This window comes from Nocardiopsis nanhaiensis (genome assembly GCF_054778635.1).
The window spans coordinates 1-18,285 of sequence record NZ_BAAGZJ010000051.1 but is presented as its reverse complement, the minus strand read 5'-3'; the positions used below and the strand labels follow the sequence as shown (position 1 = coordinate 18,285).

14 protein-coding genes are annotated in these 18,285 nt (G+C 70.1%); 7 read left to right on the top strand and 7 right to left on the bottom strand.

Annotated features, from left to right (window positions below; translation table 11 throughout):
- Positions 1–21: 21 nt before the first annotated feature.
- Entirely contained in the window at positions 22–621 is a 600-nt protein-coding gene (locus ACYVD1_RS22240; protein WP_460776125.1) for a TetR/AcrR family transcriptional regulator, read from the top strand.
- Between the two features lie 79 nt (positions 622–700).
- Here ACYVD1_RS22240 and ACYVD1_RS22235 read toward each other — a convergent pair whose 3' ends face one another.
- The 7 genes from ACYVD1_RS22235 to ACYVD1_RS22205 all read right to left on the bottom strand — a co-directional run bounded on the left by ACYVD1_RS22235 (position 701) and on the right by ACYVD1_RS22205 (position 11,253).
- On the bottom strand, positions 701–1,978 hold the full coding sequence (locus ACYVD1_RS22235; protein ID WP_460776123.1) for an aldehyde dehydrogenase family protein: 1,278 nt from the start codon (positions 1,976–1,978) through the stop codon (positions 701–703).
- Positions 1,979–2,127: 149 nt separating this feature from the next.
- Complete coding sequence (locus ACYVD1_RS22230; RefSeq protein WP_460776120.1) at positions 2,128–3,081, bottom strand: alpha/beta hydrolase; 954 nt, start codon at positions 3,079–3,081, stop codon at positions 2,128–2,130.
- A gap of 33 nt (positions 3,082–3,114) precedes the next feature.
- Complete coding sequence (locus ACYVD1_RS22225; protein WP_460776118.1) at positions 3,115–4,032, bottom strand: acetoacetate decarboxylase family protein; 918 nt, start codon at positions 4,030–4,032, stop codon at positions 3,115–3,117.
- 272 nt (positions 4,033–4,304) lie between these two features.
- The gene (locus ACYVD1_RS22220; RefSeq protein ID WP_460776115.1) at positions 4,305–5,744 is read right to left on the bottom strand and encodes an MFS transporter; all 1,440 of its coding nucleotides are present in this window, start codon (positions 5,742–5,744) and stop codon (positions 4,305–4,307) included.
- Positions 5,745–7,049: 1,305 nt separating this feature from the next.
- Positions 7,050–8,375 (bottom strand): HNH endonuclease signature motif containing protein, encoded by a 1,326-nt coding sequence (locus tag ACYVD1_RS22215; protein WP_460776111.1) that lies wholly within the window; start codon positions 8,373–8,375, stop codon positions 7,050–7,052.
- Between the two features lie 829 nt (positions 8,376–9,204).
- The gene (locus ACYVD1_RS22210) at positions 9,205–10,398 is read right to left on the bottom strand and encodes a sialidase family protein (RefSeq protein ID WP_460776108.1); all 1,194 of its coding nucleotides are present in this window, start codon (positions 10,396–10,398) and stop codon (positions 9,205–9,207) included.
- Between the two features lie 48 nt (positions 10,399–10,446).
- A complete protein-coding gene (locus tag ACYVD1_RS22205) occupies positions 10,447–11,253 on the bottom strand; it encodes a FadR/GntR family transcriptional regulator (protein WP_460776105.1) in 807 nt (268 codons plus the stop codon).
- Positions 11,254–11,358: 105 nt separating this feature from the next.
- Here ACYVD1_RS22205 and ACYVD1_RS22200 point away from each other — a divergent pair, with 105 nt between their 5' ends.
- The 6 genes from ACYVD1_RS22200 to ACYVD1_RS22175 form a co-directional block, all read left to right on the top strand.
- On the top strand, positions 11,359–12,936 hold the full coding sequence (locus ACYVD1_RS22200; protein ID WP_460776101.1) for an ABC transporter substrate-binding protein: 1,578 nt from the start codon (positions 11,359–11,361) through the stop codon (positions 12,934–12,936).
- Between the two features lie 69 nt (positions 12,937–13,005).
- Positions 13,006–13,956 (top strand): ABC transporter permease, encoded by a 951-nt coding sequence (locus tag ACYVD1_RS22195; protein WP_460776098.1) that lies wholly within the window; start codon positions 13,006–13,008, stop codon positions 13,954–13,956.
- Between the two features lie 4 nt (positions 13,957–13,960).
- Positions 13,961–15,946 carry a dipeptide/oligopeptide/nickel ABC transporter permease/ATP-binding protein gene (locus tag ACYVD1_RS22190; protein ID WP_460776096.1) on the top strand — a complete coding sequence of 662 codons (1,986 nt, stop codon included), beginning with the start codon at positions 13,961–13,963 and terminating at the stop codon, positions 15,944–15,946.
- Positions 15,943–16,923 carry an oligopeptide/dipeptide ABC transporter ATP-binding protein gene (locus ACYVD1_RS22185; RefSeq protein ID WP_460776094.1) on the top strand — a complete coding sequence of 327 codons (981 nt, stop codon included), beginning with the start codon at positions 15,943–15,945 and terminating at the stop codon, positions 16,921–16,923. The genes ACYVD1_RS22190 and ACYVD1_RS22185 overlap by 4 nt, the downstream gene beginning before the upstream one ends.
- Positions 16,920–17,849, top strand: a complete 930-nt coding sequence (locus tag ACYVD1_RS22180; RefSeq protein ID WP_460776091.1) for a dihydrodipicolinate synthase family protein — start codon at positions 16,920–16,922, stop codon at positions 17,847–17,849. The genes ACYVD1_RS22185 and ACYVD1_RS22180 overlap by 4 nt, the downstream gene beginning before the upstream one ends.
- The coding region (locus ACYVD1_RS22175; RefSeq protein WP_460776088.1) for an ROK family protein at positions 17,846–18,285 on the top strand (440 nt) is incomplete at its 3' end. The genes ACYVD1_RS22180 and ACYVD1_RS22175, both read left to right, overlap by 4 nt.

Genomic DNA, 18,285 nt, shown 5'->3' with positions numbered 1-18,285 from the left:
AAACATTAGGGAGTGTGATCCGTGTCCCAGGCCGGTTCCTCGTACCACCACGGAGACCTGCGCGCCGCTTGCTTGAGGGCGGCACGGGAACTGCTGGAGGAGAGCGGCGGCAGCGGGCTGTCGCTCCGTGCCGTGGCCCGGCGGGCCGGAGTGTCAGCCGCGGCCCCGTACCGCCACTACTCGGACCGCGACGAGCTCATCTCCGCCGTTGCGGGGGAGGGCTACCGTGAGCTCGCCGGGTACCTGGCCGCGGCCCACCCCGACCCCAGGACCCTCGACGACCTCACCGAGATCGCCGCCGCCTACGTGCGCTTCGCGATCGAACGCCCGGCGTTGTTCCGCGTGATGTTCGCCGAACCCTGCGACCCGGACAACGAGGAACGCGTCCAGGCGACCGCCGCCATCTGGGAGTACGTGACCGGCATCGCCGAGAAGGCCTTCCCAGGGGCCGACACGGACACCTTGGCCACTGCGGTCTGGGCCCTGGTCCACGGTCTGGCCTTCCTGCACCTGGACGGCAAGCTCGAGGCAGACACCCCCGACGCGGTCAACCAGCACGTGCGGTCCGCGGTACACGTGCTTTTCGCCACGAACGCGGCTCCTGCCGCGAGCCCCGAATAGGACAGAAGCGCGGTGCACTTGTCGAGCACCGCGCACCTGCCCTCAGCGCACCTCGGGCTCATCGCGCCCCGGGCCCGACTCAGCGGGAGCCGACTGCCTTCAGGGCCCGCAGCACGCCGGTCAGGACCAGGCTCCAAGTCCGGGGCGAGACCCCGGAAGGCGGATAGAAACTCTGGACACGCTGGTGGGCGACGGTCTGGGGTTCGGTGTACTTGAGCAGGCCGTCGGCACCGTGGCGGCGGCCCAGACCCGAGTCGCCCATCCCGCCCATCGGGGCGTCGATGCTGCCCCACGCGGCGGCGAAGGCCTCGTTGACGTTGACCGTTCCGGCCTGTACACGGGCGGCGACAGCGCGCCCCCGGGCCCCGTCACGCGTCCACACGCTGGCGTTGAGCCCGTACGGGGTGCTGTTGGCTCGCTCGACCGCCTCGTCCACACCGTGGAACCGGTAGACCGAGACGACCGGGCCGAAGGTCTCGTGCTCGTACACGGTCATGTCCGGGGTGACACCGGTGAGGACGGTCGGCTCGTGGAACAGCGGCCCCAGGTCGGGCCGGGCCCGACCACCGGCCAGGACGGTCGCCCCCTTGGCCACGGCGTCCGCGACGTGCCGGGTCACCGTCTCCAACTGGTCGGGGGTGGTGAGACTGCCGACGTCGTAGTCGAAGTCGTAGCCCGCGCCCATCCGCAACCCCTTGGTGCGGGCGGCGAACTCGGCCACGAACTCGTCGAAGATCTCGTCCGCCACGTACAAGCGCTCGGTGGACACGCACAGCTGACCGGCCGAAGGGAAGCTCGCGTTGATCGCGCCGTCCACGGAACGGCCGATGTCGGCGTCGTCCAGGACGAGCATGGCGTTCTTTCCGCCCAACTCCAGGGACGCCCCGATCAGGCGCTGCCCGGCGCCGCCCGCGATCCGGCGCCCGCTTGCGGTAGAGCCGGTGAACATCATGTAATCGGTATCGTCCATGAGAGCCCCGCCGATGGAACTGCCCCGGCCGACCACCATCTGCCACACACCCACCGGTAGCCCGGCCTCGTGCATCAGGTCCAGCGCCTCGTCACGGCGGTCCAGAACCAGGTCGTGGAAGCGCAGCATGATCCTCCTGCGCTCCGGCAGGGGTGTGGCGGCCCAGATCTTCTGTGCTGCTCGGGCACGCGCGAACGCCGCGTCGACGTCCCCGGGGGTGGAGACCGGCAGGTCGGCCAGCGGGGCCCCGGTGTAGGGGGCATGGGTGGTGACCCGCGCGGCCCCCGGCGCCGCCGCGATCTGTGCCGTAAGGCGGTCGAGGAAGGCGGAGGTCAGGGACGGCGGTAGCTGGGCAGCACGGGTGCGCGTGGCCTGGGCTGTGGACATGACGGGGCTCCAGAAGTCGGTCGCGGGCGGCGGGCACGGGTGCAGAGCCGTGCGCGGCAGGGGTCGGTACGGCGTGGCCGCGTGCGGCGGATGGGAACTGTGGATGGGAGGCCGGTGCGGACCCGGTGCGTGGGCCCGCACCGGGGCTTTTAGTGCAGCGCTTCGCGCAGGGTGTCCTGCGCCAGCTTGATTCCTGCCTTCGCGCCGTGGGTCGTGCGCAGGGCGTTGAGCATCATGAAGTCGTGGATGACCCCGCCGACCCGCACATGGGTGACCGGGACCCCGGCCTCGCGGAGCTTGGCCGCGTATGCCTCGCCCTCATCGCGCAGCACGTCGGCCTCGGCGGTGATCACTAGGGCCGGAGGCAGCCCGCTGAGCTGTTCTAGCGAAGCCCGCAGCGGGGACGCGTGGATCTCGCCGCGCTGCGACTCGTCCTGCGTGTACTGGTCCCAGAACCACTTCATGCCCTCCCGGGCCAGGAAGTAGTGCTCGGCGAACTGGTGGTACGACGGGGTGTCGAAGTCGGCGTTGGTGACCGGGTAGAGCAGCACCTGCTGCTGGATCCGGACGTCGCCGCGCTCCTTGGCCATCAGGGTGAGCACGGCGCTCATGTTGCCGCCCACCGAGTCGCCTGCCACCGCGAACCGCGAGGCGTCCAGGCCCTTCTCGGCCCCGTGGGCGAACACCCACTGCGCTGCGGCGTAGTTCTGCTCGATCGCGGTCGGGTACTTGGCCTCGGGTGAGAGGTCGTACTCGGGGAACACTGCGGCGGCGCCGGCGCCGACCGCGAGTTCGCGGACCAGCCGGTCGTGGGTGTGCGCGTTGCCGAACACCCACCCGGCCCCGTGGATGAAGAAGAGGACCGGCAACGTCCCGGTCGACCCGGCGGGCCGGACGATGCGGACCTTCACGCTGCCAGTCGGACCGCCCTCGACGGTGAGCCACTCCTCCTCGATGTCCGGCTTGTCGATGTCGCCGGACTGGACCTCGTTCACCGTCGCGCGGCCTTCGGCGGGCGTCATCTGGAACAGGAACGGCGGGCTGTCCGTGGCTCTGGCGAACTCGGCGGCCTCGGGCTCCAGTACCGGTGTGATCTCAGGCATCATGCGCTCCTTCTGCTCTCGGTTCTCGCTTTCCTATTTCCGGCCCCGGATCGAGGTCGGAACGGGCATGTGGAGGGCGATCTGCGATGCCGTGGTGACGTCGAGCTGGACGTTCCGGATCGGCTTGAGGGAGCGCAGGTCGTCGGACAAACGGCCCTGCCCGGCCTTGAGGTGGAGTTCGCGAGGGGAACGCGTAGTCCCGGAGGTGAGCACGTTGGTCTGGCTCGTGGTGGAGTGCCAGGCGCCGTTGATCGTTGTGTAGGAGGTGAGTGTGGAGACCCGTTCACCGGTCGGGTAGCCGGTCTGGGCGGGCGTGGCCACGGAGAGGGAAAGGTCCGTCCCGCCGGAGGCGTTGGCCACGTGCGCCGTGGCCGTGCGGTCATCGATGCTGACGTCGAGCTCGGTGGTCCACTTGGGGAAGCCGTAGCCGTCGTGGCCGCGCACCTGGGCGATGTCGGTGTTGACCGGCAGGGAGAGGACGTAGGTGTGGAGGTGGTCGTTCTTCAGGCTGCTGACGAGGTCGACGAAGCCGAGCCGCCCGTGCCTTGCCGGTCTGACCGCGATCCCGACGGCGGCCTCGGTGTAGAAGTCGATGTCGCACACCTCGTAGCGGAAGACCATGACGGAGACCAGACCGAGGCCGGGTGCGATCTCGAGGGGGTCCAGTTCTTCGGGCAACCGGGCGCGGATCGCTCGGGAGGGGGCGAGCATCGTGAGCCGGGCGGTCGAGACGGCGTAGTAGAAGTTCGGCGTGTGGGTCGTGCCGATGGGAGAGTCGACCTTCGCCTTGGGGAGCCGCTGGAAGAAGTCCACGCTGCTGACCCGGGGGTCGCGGGCGACCTCTTCGAGGTCGGTGTTCATCCGGTACCGGTCGTAGAGGCCGCCCTTGGGAACCTTGACGGTGCGGCCGCCCAAGTCGACCTTGACCGTGTCCTTGTGAGTCGACGGCATCGGCTCACCCCCTCAAATGTGTTCAGTGTTAACATGAGCCTAGGCCGAAATGTAATCACTGTCAACAATGGGCTGGGTCACTTCCAGTGTGCGGGCAGGAGGCCACGCACCTCTAGGCCTCTGCCAGGTCTTTTACCCTGCGGGGTCGGGTTCGGGTGTGACTCGGGAGAGGTGCCGCGCACAGTCTGGGACGCGGCCCCGGGGTGTGTCGGGACGGATTGAACCGGGGCGGGCTGTCCATTCGGGCAGCCCGCCCCGGCTCGGACAGGTGTTCAGCGCAGCGCCTTCGGGGTTCTTCCGGCCAGGACTGCGGTGACCAGCGAAAGCAGCGCCACGCTCACCCAGATCCCCTGAAAGGCGGAGAGCGTGGGCTCGCCGGTACCGGCCGTCAGGAAGTAACCGAGCACCCCTGCCGAGACCGCACCGCCGATGCTCCCGCCGAGCGTCTTGAGGTTGTTGTACACCGCCGAGGCGCTTCCAGCGCGGTCGTCCGCGCTGGCCTCCACGACCAGCGTGGGCAGGGCGCCCAGGGCCAGGCCGCAGCCGAGCCCGATCGCGGCGAACGAAATCAGGAAGGGCCAGAGCAGGGCCCATGAGAGCGCCAGCCCCAGGGTTCCGGCCGCCATCAGCACGAAAGCGAGGAAGACGATCCTCCGGTAGCCGAAACGCGGGGCCACGGGCGCCGTGGTGACGGCGCCGAGGAAGGCCAGGACGGTGGGCACCATCACCGTCAGGGAGATGGCCATGACATCCAGCCCGAACCCGTAGCCGACGCTGCCCGGCGAAGCCGACACGTACAGCACGATGGCGCTCTGCCCGCCGAACATCACCACACCCAGAGTCGCCCCGGCGACGTACTGGGGAGCCACCAGGGCCGAGGACACGGCGCGCACGTCTACGAGCGGGTGTTCCGAACGCAACTCCACCCGAACCCACACCAGGAACAGCACCGCGGCCAGCACCAGCCCGGTGAAGAACAGCGGGGAGGTCCAGCCCCAGGTGTTGCCTTGGGAGACCGAGCCCAGCAGGGCTACCAGCGACAGGCCCAGCAGAACCCCGCCGAGCCAGTCCATGCCGCCCCGGGCCCGGGTCCGTGACTCGGGGATGAAGAAGGAGAGGGCCAAGCAGCCGATCGCGAACGCCGCCAGCATGCCGAGGGTCACCCGGACGTCACCGATCTGTCCCTGCACCATGCCCGCGAGCAGGGCGCCGAGGAGGGATCCCAGGGTGATCGCACCGACCAGCATGCCGATGGCGCGACGGCTCTGTTCCGGGGTGAGGCGGTCCCGGACCAGCCCGATCTCCAAGGGGAGCAGGGCGGCGAGTGGACCGAGAAGGGCCCGTCCGAGGAGCAGGACCGTGAGGTTGGGCGCGACCGCGACGACCACGCTTCCCGCTGCGATGAGCACGAGCGCCACCCGCAGCATCCGCCGGTGACCGTACAGGTCGCCGAGGCGGCCGAAGATGGGAACGCACACCGCTGCGGCCAGGTACTGGATCGCCTGCACCCAGTGGAGGTAGGCACTGGGGATGTCCAGCTCCGCTTGGATGGAGGGCAGTAGGGGGCCGGTCGCGCCCTGGATCATCCCGCTGGTCAGCTCGAAGAAGACCAGCAATCCGACCACGGCGACCACACCGGAGGCCGCCTTCCCGGCTGATTCCGCCGCTTTGGTTCCTGGCGCCTCAACGGTGTCGCGGCTGCGTTCACTCACAGGCTGAGCCTTTCTGCGCATGGGGGATGGTGATGGGTGTGGGCTGGGGGTGAGGCGGAGCGGAGCCAGGTGCCGGCACCCGGTCTCGGCCAGCAGCTTCGCCATCCGGCCTAGGACGGCATCGGCGAAGCCGGTCTGTGACGAGTGGTGGGGCCAGTCCCGAGAGGGCAGCACACGGGTCGGGGGTATCGCCCCGGCGCCTCGCACGGGGCGAACGAGAACTCCCCGGTACAGGCACATCCCCCCAATGTGATCAACGTTAACATTGGCTCAAGCATGTATGTAATCACTGACAACAATGAGGTGGGTCACCATCGTGCGGCCTGTTCGGGCCGGCGGCTCCTGCTGGCGACACCGACTGTGAACCGCCGGGCCCGGCATCGTGCCGGTCGGTACCGATTCAGTAGTTCGGTGCTGGAGTCGTTGGTTGTGGTGGCGATGACGCGGCCGACCGCTAGGGCTACGGTTCTTGAGACCGGCCCCGCTATCCTGGCCCGGCCCTCGAAGCGGCACGATGCTGTGCAAGGCCTGGCAGGATCCGGGCCCTGACGGGATCAGCGGGTGAGGGCCCGCAGAATGTGGTGCCAGGCGGAGGGCTCGAAGGCGAGGCGCCCGAGGCCCCAGTTCCGGGTATCGCGGGCGGCTGCTGTCAGGCTCTCCCGAGGGCAGGCGGATCGGCGATCGCTGAAGTTACTTCGGAGTTGATACCTGTGCTCTGAGGCTGCAGAACGGCGTCGGGTTAGCTGATGGTCCGGGGTCCGGACTGGGTGGGGGCTTGCCTTCGGATGCGGGTGGTTTCCCCCGTTTCCTGCCGCTTGATGGTGGCCGTCTCCGCTGCGCGCGTCAAGGTCGTCGCCATCGAGCGCTTCGCGCGTCAGTGGCGCTCCACCTTGACCCGCTTCGCTGCGACGGCGGGTGGGCGGCTATCAGGAAACGGGGGACGTGTGGTCGGGGTAGCGATGGGCCCCCAAGGGGCCCGAAGGGCCCCTACGGCACAAGCACGGCCTGGCGGCCGTCAGCTGCCACTCCGCCGGAGCGGTGACGCTTGGCGGTGTCGCGGCCGGTCATGCTCTGCTGCGAACCCCTCGGCCTAGTGTCTGGGTGTGGGTGTGAGTGTGGGTGAACCCCCCTGTTGGAGGCAAAAACAGGGGTGAGCGTGACTCTAGGACCAGGGCTCACGAACCTTCCCCCGGGGGTGGCGGGGGCTCGGGTCCGGGTCGGCATCTGGCCATCCAGAGGCAGTGAGGGCGCGCGGGGATAGAGACCCGGCGCAAGCGGGTGGAGGCTCTGTTGGGCGGTGGCCGGTTACGGGTGCGGTGCTGGGGCTGGGTCCCCATCCGGGTCCGTGGCCCCACCCCGGGTGCGGCTTCGGTTGCGGCCCGACCACATCCGGCGGTCGGTGCGCACCGCCCACCGGTGCTTGATCTGGCTATGGGTCGCACACAACGGCTGGATGTTAGCGGCACTGGTGGTGCCGCCCTGCCAGAACTCCACGATGTGATCAGCCTGCGTCCAGGGCAGCGGCACATCGCACCCGTACTGCCACGCACAGGACGTGTGGCCGTGGAAAGCGGCCGCCCGGATCTTGGGCGGAGCCAACCGGCACGAGCGGCCCACATCCAACACCTGCCCGCTCTTCTGCTCCACCACCAGGCGGCGCACCCAACTCTGACCGATCAACTCACGCACCACCGAGATCGGCACCACCTGCCCGGTGTCGGTGGTAGCCGGACCAGCGTCTTCGGCTTCCTCGTCCCCGGCCAGGCTGCTACCGGGCACGGTGATGTTGATCAACGCCGTCGCCGTGGTCGGGGTCTGGCACCCCTGGTGGGACTGGGCGAACCCCAACGCGGCCATCAGCGCGTCGTAGGTGCGCTCGTACTTGGACAGCCCGTCCTGGGGGTGGAAGGGCACCTGGTAGTTGTCCAAGGCCACCTGAACCTTCAAAGCATCAGCGGGCGAGCCCCACACCTGGAAGAGGAACGTGCGGTCGAAGGTGGTGACCAGCTGGGCGCCCCGGGCGGCGTGGGCGGCCGCGTGGTCGGCCTCCACTTTGCCCGGGTTCAGGCTCAGGCACAGCTGGTGGGCCAAGCGGGTGATCTGGCCCACCGACATGTTGGGGCGCGACTCTTTGAAGTCCAGGATGCCGCATTCCATTTGCGCGCGGAACAGCTCCGCATCGGGGTGGTCGCCCTTCTGCCTTTTCTCCACCCCCGCGTCGGCGCCCTTGATGACGGCGGCGGCCTCACCCACCGACAGCACCCCGGAGTGCAACGCCTGAAGGGTGGGGGCCATGTCCTGGCGGAATTGGGCCCGCCCGATCAGGGCCAGGTCGTTGGCCTGGGCGGCGGGAATGCCGAAGGCGTGGCGCAGCCACGCCTGCAGGCTCTTCTGCCCGCCCTGCTCCAACAACTGCCCGGTGGCCTCCAGCTGGGCCAGACGGGCGGCCATGCTGATTTTGATCTGGTCGAGGTGTTCCCACACCCGGGTGGCCTGGTCCAGCACCTCGCCCGCCGCCCCCAGGGGCACGTCCCGGTTAAAGAAGGCGGTGGTCTCGTCCCGGGCAGCGGCCACCGCGGCATCCACCGGGGTGTGTCCGGTGGTGGTGGGTGCTTCAGGAGAGATCGTCATTCTTCTATTGTAAGCGAAAAGGTCGGAGAATGGAAGACTTCCGCTGGTCCGAACTGAATTCATGACTTTCTCCAGGGGTGCCCCCTGGCTTTCTTCTAGCCCCCAATTCAGGCCACCTGGTGTGGTGTTTATGCCCACCTGGAATTCCAGGTTTCTGGGTTCTTTTTCGCCTCGCGCATTGACCGGCCGCGACACCGCCAGCCGTCAAAGCGCCGGCGGAGTGGCCCCCGGCCGAAGGCCGAGGGGTTCGCAGCAGAGCATGACCGGCCGCGACACCGCCAGGCGTCAACGCTCCGGCGGAGTGGCAGCTGACGGCCGTCAGGCCGTGCTTGTGCCGTAAGGGCCCTTCGGGCCCCTTGGGGGCCCATCGCCTCCCCGACCACACGTCCCCCGTTTCGTGATAGCCGCCAACCCGCCGTCGTAGCGAAGCGGGTCAAGGTGGAGCGCCACTGACGCGCGAAGCGCTCGATGGCGACGACCTTGAGGCGCGTAGCGGAGACGGCCACCATCGGGCGGCAGGAAACGGGGAAACCCGCACCCACCAACAAACCCCCACCCAGGAGGCGCCCCGGGCTCTGGCCTTGACTGGATCAGCGGCTGCGGGTCCGGAAGAGATCGTGCCGCGGGAAGGCCCCGAAGACGAGGTGCCCGAGGCCCCTGTTCGGGGTATCGCCGCCGCAGCCGTCCGGGCCTGCAAGCTTCCGCTCCAACCATCGGCTAAGGGGGAACGCCACCGACGCCCCGAACGGTCCGAGGCGGGACCGTCGGCCGGTCCCGCCCCGCAGTCCCGCCCCGCAGTCCCGCCCCGCAATTTCGCCCCGTGAAGTGGCTAGCCGCCGAGCGGCGGGCAGTCCTCACCGAGCCACGCGGCGTTGAACCGGGCGAAGGTGATGTGCTCCACGTCCCCTCGCTCGTAGAGGACACCGAACTCGTCGTCGCCCAGGGCCACGATCGTGGAGTAGGCGGCCTCACCCTCGTCGATCACCCGGGAGACCGGCCAGTTCTCACCGTCGTCGCAGGACATGCGCACCGTGAGGTTCTCCCGCGAGCTGGCGTGCGCGGTGTTCGTGAACAGGAGCTGGTGCGCCTCGGCCGTGCCCTCCTCCGCGTCGGCGTCGTAGCGGACCAGGGCCCCGTTGTTGGCGGGGTCGACCAGGGTGTGGTCGGGGACGGGGTCGCTGTAGGTCTCGCCGCCGTCCTCGGAGTAGGAGACCAGGCGGTAGGGGCCCTCGGCGGTGCGGCTGTTGAGCATGATCCGCCCGTCGGCGAGTTCCGCGGTCTTGTTCTCGTCCATGCCCGGGCCCACCGGTTCGCCCGCCTGCCAGGTCTCGCCGTGGTCGTCGGAGTAGACGCTCACCGCGTAGAAGCCGTCACCGGAGTCGTAGGCGTACTGCTGGACCAGGCGCCCGTCGGACAGCTGGATGCCGGTGCCGGAGGAGGCGAAGATCCCGAACCAGGAGGGGTCCTTGACGTCCTCGGTGATCCTGCGGGTCTCCCAGGTCTCGCCGCCGTCGTCCGAGTAGGAGTAGTCGGTGTGCAGGATCGAGTCGCTGTCGTTGGAGTTCCCGTCGGACGAGTTGAAGAACCCGACTCCGTCGGGGGCGTAGGCGTGGAACAGGAACAGCCTCCCGGTCTCCCGGTCCAGCAGGAGGCTCGGGTCGCCGGCGCCGACCCCGTCGTCGTAGTCGATGACGGCTTCGGGCTCGGTCCACGTGCGCCCCTGGTCGTGGCTGCGGCGGACCATGATGTCGAGGTCTCCGGGCAGGTCGGAGGCGTCCTCGTTGCGCCGGTCGTAGGCGGCGACCAGGGTCCCGTCCTCGAGGACCTCGAGGGCGGGGATGCGCCAGGTGTGCGCTTCTTCTCCGGCCGTGGCCAGGTCGGTGGTCTCGAAGAGGGGGTCGGCACCGGTCGCGTCGGTGGTGCGGGGCGGGTCGTGCGGCGCGTCGTGGGCCGCGGCTGGCGCCAGGGGGAAGGCGACGGCCAGGCCGACGGCCACGACGGCGGGGGTCGCGTACTTTCGCATTGATACCTCCTGTTGGGGGGAGGCATCAGACATCAGACGTCTGTGACGTTAGGTGGAGGTCCCCTTTCGGTCAACCCCCGTAGCCCCGGGTTCCCCCATTTTCCCGGTGCCTCCCGTCGCCCCGAGGTCCCCCGAAGCCCCGAGTTCCTTGAGGTGGTTGAGGATCGGGGCGTAGTGGTCGGCCACGGCGGCCACGAAAGCCCCCAGGTCGCCCGCGTGCGCGGCGTCGATGATCGCCCGGTGCGCGCTGGCTGTCTCGCGGGCGTCCTCGTCGGTGGTGAGCAGGAGCGGTGCCACGACCGCCTGCACGTCCCAGAAAGCGCCGGTGAGCTGGGTGACCAGCTGGTTGTTCAGGGGGCCGAGCAGCATCAGGTGGAAGGTGCGGTCCTCCTCCACGAAGCTCTCGCCTTGCTCGGCCGCCTCCTCCATCTGGGTGACGAGCGTTTCCAGGGTGCGGTGCTGGTCGTCGTCGTACTCGCGGATGATGGCATCGCCCATGCCCTGTTCGAGGACCATGCGCACGGTGACCAGTTCGGACAGGGTCGCGAGGTCGTCCCCGCTGCTCAGCCGGCCCCGGAAGGTCAGGCTCTCGACGAGCGCGTTGAGGGACAGGCGCCCGACGTAGGTCCCGTGTCCGTGGCGGACCTCGACTATGTCCAGGGCGCTGAGCCGCTTGATCGCCTCGCGGACGCTGGAACGGCTCGCCCCGAGCTCGGAGCAGAGTTCGGACTCGGTGGGCAGGGGGTCTCCGGGCGTCAGGCCGTTCCGCAGGATGAAGTTCTTGATCTGCTCAGTCACCTCGTGGCCACGCAGGGGGCTCCGGGGCGCCACCGCTTTGGTCAATTCCTCGGTCAACGTATTGACCCCTTTCCAGATCCGTGTCTAGAGTCACACCCTACAGGCATCAGACATCAGACGTCATACACCTAGAGGCCTGCCTCCCCCCGGCAAGGAGCGATCGTGTCCCACTTCGACCCCGGCGCCATGGAGCGCCGACGTTTCCTCAAACTCGTCGGTGCCTCGGGCACTGCGACGGCCCTGGCCGGCGCGCTCAGCGCCTGCGGTGGATCCTCTGGGGGAGGGGCGTCCACCACGCGCATCGAGGCCGGCCTCTCCTACACGCTTTCCACGGGCTTCGACCCCATGACCGCGACGGGCGCCCTCCCGCAGGCCGCCAACCTGCACGTCTTCGAAGGCCTCGTGGACCTCGACCCCGTGACGCGCGAACCCTACGCCGCCCTCGCCGCGGACATGCCCGAGCAGGTCGACGACCAGACCCTGCGCGTCGGACTCCGCGAGGAAGCGGTCTTCCACAACGGGGACCCCGTCACCGCGGAGGACGTCGCCTTCAGCTTCGAACGGGTGCTGGACCCCGACAACAACTCGCTCATGGCGCAGTTCATCTCCTTCGTCGAGGAGGTGACCGAGGTCGACGGGTCCACCGTCGAGATCCACCTCAAGCACCCCTTCGCGCTCGCGGTCGAACGCCTCGGGATTATCAAGATCGTGCCCAAGGCGCTGGTCGAGGAAGACGCCGAGGCGTTCGACTCCAACCCGGTCGGCTCCGGCCCCTACGCCCTGGCGTCGGCCAGCGCGGCCGACAACATCACCTTCGAGCGGTGGGAGGCCTACAACGGGCCGCGCGAGGCCCGCGCCGAGGAGATGGTCTGGCAGCTGCTCGACGATCCCAACGCCCGGGTCACCGCGCTCCAGTCGGGCCGTGTCAGCGTGATCGAGGACGTGCCCTACCTCGACGCGGACGGGGTCGCGGAGACCGCGACGGTCGAGCAGGAGCAGTCGTTCGGCCTGCTCTTCCTCATGTTCAACTGCTCCGAGCCGCCCTTCGACGACAAGCGCGTCCGCCAGGCGCTGCACTACGCCATCGACCACGAGACGATCATCGAGACCGCCATGATGGGCGGGGCCACCGCCGCCACCGGCTACCTCCCGGAGACGCATCCCGACTACCGGGAAGCCGGGACCGTGTACCAGTACGACCCCGAGCGGGCCCAGGAGCTGTTGGAGGAGGCCGGGGTCGACGGCCTTTCGATCGACCTGGTCACCACCAACACCGGCTGGGTCCAGGACGTGGCACCCCTCATCAAGGAGACCTGGGACGCGATCGGCGTCGAGACCACCCTCGACATCGGCGAGTCCGGCGGGCAGTACGCCAACAAGGTGGAGACCGGCCAGTTCCGGGCCATGGTGGCGCCCGGAGACCCGTCGGTCTTCGGCAACGACCCCGACCTCCTCCTGCGCTGGTTCTACGACGGCGAATGGCCGACGAGCTACTACTTCTGGTCCGAGACCGAGGAGGCCGAACGCGTCCTCGACATCCTCGACGACGCCGCCCAGACCGAAGACGAGGCCGACCGCGCGGAGCTGTGGGGCGAGGTCGTGGACCTGATCTCCGACGAGGTGCCCATCTACCCGATCCTGCACCGAAAGCTCGTCACCGCTTGGAACGCCGACGAACTGGACGGTTTCCAGCCGATCACCACCACCGGCCTGTCCTTCCTGGACGTCGGCCCCTCCTGAACCCCGACTCGGGGCCGGGCACCCGCACGGTGACCGGCCCCGGCCCTCCCCACGAGGAGAAACACTCCGATGCGCGTCTTCGTGCGCCTCGCCCTGCGCAGAGCGCTGGTCCTGCCGGTGATGCTCCTGGGCGTCTCACTGCTGGTCTTCGTCATCCTGCAGTTCTCGCCGAACGACCCCGCCTTCAACGCCCTGGGCGTCGGCGCCAGTGAGGAGGCCCGTGCCGCCTACGCCGCGGAGCACGGGCTCGACCAGCCCCTGCCGGTGCGGTACTTCCTGTTCCTTTCGCAGCTTCTCCAAGGCGACCTCGGGATGACCGCGCCCCCGGCGACCCCGGTCGTCGACCGGATCGCGGACGCCTTCCCGCTCACCCTCGAACTCACTCTGCTGGGTATGGCCGGAGCGATCGTGTTCGCCCTGGTCATGGGGGTCACCGGGGCCCTGTGGCGGGACCGCTGGCCGGACCAGGTCACCCGGATCCTGTCCATCGCCTGCGTGGCGCTGCCCCCGTTCTGGTTGGCGATCCTGCTCATCCAGCAGTTCTCGCTCGGCCTCGGGCTCTTTCCCACCGGCGGCTACGTGGCCCCGGCCGACGACTTCGGCGGCTGGCTGGCCACCATGACGCTGCCCGCCGTCGCCGTGGCGGTCCCCGTGGGAGCCCAGCTGTCCCGCTTGGTGCGCACCTCGATGGTCGAGGAACTGGACCGCGACTACGTGCGCACCGCGACCGGCAACGGACTGCCCCGGTGGCTGGTGCTGCGCGGAGCGCTGCGCAACGCGCTGATCACGCCGCTGACGGTGCTGGGATGGCGGTTCGGTTACGCCCTGGGCGGTGCCGTGGTCATCGAGACCATCTTCGACCTGCCCGGTATGGGCCAGCTCCTGCTCACTGGCGTGACCAACGCCGACGTCGCCCTCGTCCAGGGCGCGGTGCTCACCGTCGCCGTCTCCCTCCTGGTCGTCAACCTCGTGATCGACCTGCTCTACGTCGTCGTCAACCCACGGATCCGAGAGGTGTGATCACGTGCGCCCACGGCTCGCGTCCCGCCTGATGGGGCTCTCGAAGCCCACTCGAAAGCGCCGCCTCTCCGTCTCGGCGAGGATCGCGCTCGGGGTCATGCTGGTGATCTGCGCCCTCGCGATCACCGCGCCCCTTTTCGCCCAAGACCCGCTGGCCACCGGTACCCCGGCTCAGCCGCCCGGCCCCGAACACTGGTTCGGCACCGACCGGGCGGGCCGCGACGTCTTCGCGCGCGTCGTGTACGGGGCCCGGTACTCCCTGCTCATCGGCCTCGGCGCCACCCTGCTCGCGCTCGTGGTCGGCGGCATCCTCGGCGGTATCGCCGCCACGTCCCACCGGGTGGTCAACGAGTCGATCATGCGCCTGCTCGACGTCGTCATGGCCTTCCCCGGTATCGCCCTGGCCGCCGTGCTCGTCGCGGTCTTCGGCAGCGGGATCCCCGTCCTCATCGTGGCCATCGCGGTCATCTACGTACCGTCGCTCACCAGGGTCGTCCGGGCCAACGTCCTGGCGCAGTACGGGGAGGACTACGTCGCCGCCGAACGCCTGATCGGGGCGCGCCGCCACTACGTCCTGCTCAAGCACGTCGCCGTGAACTGCGCGGCGCCGGTCATGGTGTTCGCGACCATCCTGGTCGCCGACGCGATCGTCTACGAGGCCAGTCTGGCCTTCATCGGGGCCGGCATCCAGGACCCGCTGCCCAGCTGGGGCAACGTCATCTCCTACGGCCGCCAGCTCCTGCTGTCCGGCGGATGGTGGGCGACGTTCTTCCCCGGCCTGGCCATCCTGCTCACCGTGCTCGCGCTCAACATCCTCTCCGAAGGGCTCACCGACGCCTGGGCCGCGCCCGAAGCCGGGGTCCGCACCGGCGGTGACGACTCCGAGGGCACCGACTCCGAGGCCAACGGGTCCGGAGCCGGGACCGCCAACGGGGTCCCGGCCGAGCAGGGCGACCAGACGCAGACCCTGGCCCGCCTCTCAGCGGTCGTCCAGGACCGCGAGGAGACGGTACCGCCGGTCGCCGAGGACGCACCCACCCTCCTGTCCGTGCGCGACCTGCGCATCGGATTCCCGGAGAGCCACGGCGACGTGTCCGTGGTCGACGGCGTCTCCTTCGACGTGCGTGCGGGGGAGACCCTCGGCCTGGTCGGCGAGTCCGGCTGCGGAAAGAGCCTCACCAGCCTCGCGCTGATGGGCCTCCTGCCCCGCCAAGCCGAGGTCGGAGGGCAGATCCTCTACGACGGCCGGGACCTGCTGACCCTCACCCCGAAGGAACGCCGCGCCCACTCCGGCCCGGAACTGGCGATGGTCTACCAGGACGCCATGTCCTCCCTGAACCCGTCGGTCCTGGTCGGTACCCAGCTGCGCCAGCTCACCCGCCGCGGCGCCGACCAGAGCCCCGCCGAACTCCTGGACCTCGTCGGGCTGAGCCCTGAGCGCACCATGCGCAGTTACCCGCACGAGCTCTCCGGCGGCCAGCGCCAGCGCGTCCTCATCGCTATGGCGCTCTCCCGCAAACCGCGGCTCCTCATCGCGGACGAGCCCACCACCGCCTTGGACGTCACCGTGCAAGCGCAGGTCGTGGAGCTGCTCGGGCGCCTCCGGGAGGAGCTCGGCTTCGCGATGGTGCTGGTCTCGCACGACTTGGCCCTCGTCAGCGAGATGTCCCACCGCGTCGCCGTCATGTACGCGGGCCAGCTCGCCGAGGTCGGACCGGTCCGGGACCTGCTCACCCGGCCGCGCCACCACTACGCCAGGGGGATGCTCGGTTCGGTCCTGTCGCTGGAGGCCGGGGCCGAGCGCCTGCACCAGGTCCCGGGGGTCGTGCCGGCCGCGCAGGACTTCGGCGCGGGCTGCCGCTTCGCCGGTCGCTGCCCCGCTGTTCAGGACGACTGCCTGACGGCGCCGCCGGCCCTGGCCGTCGACAACCCCGGCCACGAGTACGCCTGCCTGCATCCCGCCCCGGTGACGAAGGGGGTCCTGCTGTGACCGAACCGATCGTGGAACTCGACGGCGTGCACGTCGTGCACACCGCCCGTACCGGGGGACTGCTGCGCCGCGACCGCGTCCACGCCCTGACCGAGGCCACCGCCGGTGTGGGCAGGGGAGAGGTCCTGGGCATCGTCGGAGAGTCCGGATGCGGGAAGTCGACCCTGGCCAAGGTGGCCACCGGCCTGCAACGGCCCACCCACGGCACGGTCCGCTTCCGAGGCGAGGACCTGTGGGCGATGCCGACGGCCCGCCGGAGGAGGGAGTTCGGTTCGGCGATGGGCGCGGTCTTCCAGGACCCGTCGACCGCGCTCAACCCCCGCCTGTCGGTCCGGGCGATCCTGCGGGACCCGCTCGACGTCCACCGCCGCGGCACCCGCGCCGCCCGGGAGGAACGCGTCGACGAACTCGTCTCCCTGGTCGGCCTGCCCGGGCACGTGGGCGACGCCGTACCGGCACAGCTGTCCGGGGGCCAGCGCCAACGGGTCGCCGTGGCCCGGGCTCTGGCCCTGCAACCGGACGTGGTGGTCGCCGACGAGCCCACCAGCGCCCTGGACGTGTCCGTCCGCGCCCAGGTGCTCAACCTCCTCGTCGACCTGAGGTCCCGCCTGGGGCTGGGCATGGTGTTCGTGTCCCACGACATCCAGACCGTGCGGCACCTGGCCGACCGGATCGCCGTGATGTACCTCGGCCGCATCGTCGAGGAGGGGCCGGCCGAACGGATCGTGGCCGAACCCCGCCACCCCTACACCCGGGCCCTGTTCTCCGCGACTCCGAGCCTGCTCCACGGCTCGGAGCGGATCATCCTGCACGGCCCGGTGCCGTCAGCCACGGCACCGCCCTCCGGGTGCCCTTTCCGCACCCGCTGCTGGAAGGCCACCGACACCTGTGCCGAGGCCTTCCCGGACAGCGAGTCCGAGGACGGGCACACCTGGAACTGCGTCCACCCCGAAACAACCGCGAGGAGCACCGCATGAGTCAGAGCACGCCGAAGTACACGGGCGTGGTCCCGCCGCTCGTGACCCCCCTGGGCCCGAACGGCGAGGTCGACACCGTGTCGCTGGAGCGGCTGGTCGGCTCCCTCCTCGAAGCGGGGGTCTCCGGCGTCTTCGCCCTGGGAAGCTCCGGCGAGAGCGCGTACCTGACCGAAGCCCAGCGCGACACCGTCCTCGACACCGTCGTCGGCGCGGTGTCCGGCCGCGTCCCCGTCATGGCCGGGTGCATCGAGACCACGACCAACCGGGTCGTGGAGCGGGCCGAGGCCGCCGCCAAGGCGGGCGCCGACGCATTGGTGGCCACCGCACCCTTCTACACGCGCACCCACCCCACCGAGGTGGACCGCCACTTCCGCGAGCTGCGCTCCCGGAGCGACCTGCCGCTCCTCGCCTACGACGTCCCGGTCTCGGTGCACAGTAAGCTGTCCGCCGACCAAGTCCTCGACCTGGCCGCGGACGGCGTGATCGACGGGGTCAAAGACTCGAGCGGCGACGACCCCGGCCTGCGCGACCTGGTCATCGGTGCGCGGGAGGTCCCCGGGTTCTCCGTGCTGACCGGGCACGAGGCCGTGGTCGACGCGATGATGCTCGTCGGCGCGCACGGCGCCGTCCCCGGCCTGGCCAACGTCGACCCCCGCGGCTACGTCCGCCTGCTGCACGCCTGCGAGGAGGGCGACTGGGCGGGGGCCGGACGGGAGCAGGAACGCCTCATCCGGCTGTTCCGCATCGTCCGGGCCGTGGACCAGAGCACCGCGGGCGGCTCCACCGCGGGTCTCGGCGCCTTCAAGTGCGCCCTCGCCCTGCTGGGCGTGATCGCCGACGCCACACCGGCGCCGCCGATGCGCCCGCTCACCGAGGCCGAGACCGGACGGGTGCGCGCCAGCCTGGAGGAGGTCGGTCTGCTGTGAGCCCGGTGGCGGCAGCCCTGGACATCGGCGGCACGAAGATCGCGGCGGCCACGGTCACCGCGGAAGGGGAGGTCGGTGCCCGGCACTGGCGCCCCACCCCGGCCGGGAAGGGTCCCGAGCGGATCCTCGGCACCGCCGCCGACCTGGTCCGCGAAGCGGTGGGAGACCTCGACACCGTCGGTGTCGGGGTCGGCAGCGCCGGGGTCGTCGACCCGGCCACCGGGCGGGTGCGTTCGGCCACGGACGCCCTGCCCGGCTGGGCCGGCACCGACCTCCGGGGCGGTCTGGCCGACGCCCTCGGCCGACCGGTCACCGTGGCCAACGACGTGCACGCCCACGCGCTGGGCGAGTACTGGCGGGGCGCGGCCCGCGGCCGTCCGACCGCCCTGGTCCTCGCCGTCGGGACCGGGGTGGGCGCCGCCCAGATCGGAAGAGC